Below are 623 nucleotides of genomic sequence, written 5' to 3' on the forward strand. Positions count from 1 at the left end.
ATGAAGACGTCCGATCCAGCCGCGTTCCGCTCCGGCCGGCACTTTGCCGCCTGGCTCGGCCTCACACCAAAGGACCATTCCACCGGCGGCAAGACCAGGCTCGGCAAGATCACGCGGGCCGGCGACGAGGACCTGCGCCGCCTGCTGGTGGTCGGGGCGACCGCGGTGATCCAGCAGGCGCGGCACGGCCGTGGCCATCCCTGGGGCTGGCTGGTCGCGCTGCTCAAGCGCAAGCCGCCCAAGCTGGCCGCCGTGGCGCTCGCCAACAAGGTGGCCCGCATCGCCTGGAAGCTGATGGTGACCGGCGAGAGCTACGACGCGGCGCGGATGAATGCCATGCCGGCAACCGCCGCCTGACAAAGATTGGCCGACCGGCGGGCTCGCGCGCCGGCCGACCCGGAAGCTGCAAGAGCAGATGGAGCGATCGATCAATCAACGAGGCGAGACAGTCCGTGGGACCCATTGGCCGCCAGCAGGTCGCCAGGTTGTTTGGAGCCCGCCTCGCGCATCCCATCTTGGCCAGCGATCATCCGATCGCATCAAACAGGCCGGACATATGGATGCAAGCGATCCGATCACCTCAAAAGCTCTTGTGCCACGGGGGCCGTCCACATATGGGTCCC

At 67.6% G+C, this 623-nt stretch carries 1 protein-coding gene; it reads left to right on the plus strand.

Annotated features, from left to right (window positions below; all coding sequences use genetic code 11):
• The coding region (locus OZ411_RS43005; RefSeq protein WP_282532810.1) for a transposase at positions 1-357 on the plus strand (357 nt) is incomplete at its 5' end.
• Positions 358-623: the final 266 nt, after the last annotated feature.

The sequence above is a fragment of the Bradyrhizobium sp. Arg237L genome, assembly GCF_029990105.1.
Taxonomy (GTDB): domain Bacteria; phylum Pseudomonadota; class Alphaproteobacteria; order Rhizobiales; family Xanthobacteraceae; genus Bradyrhizobium.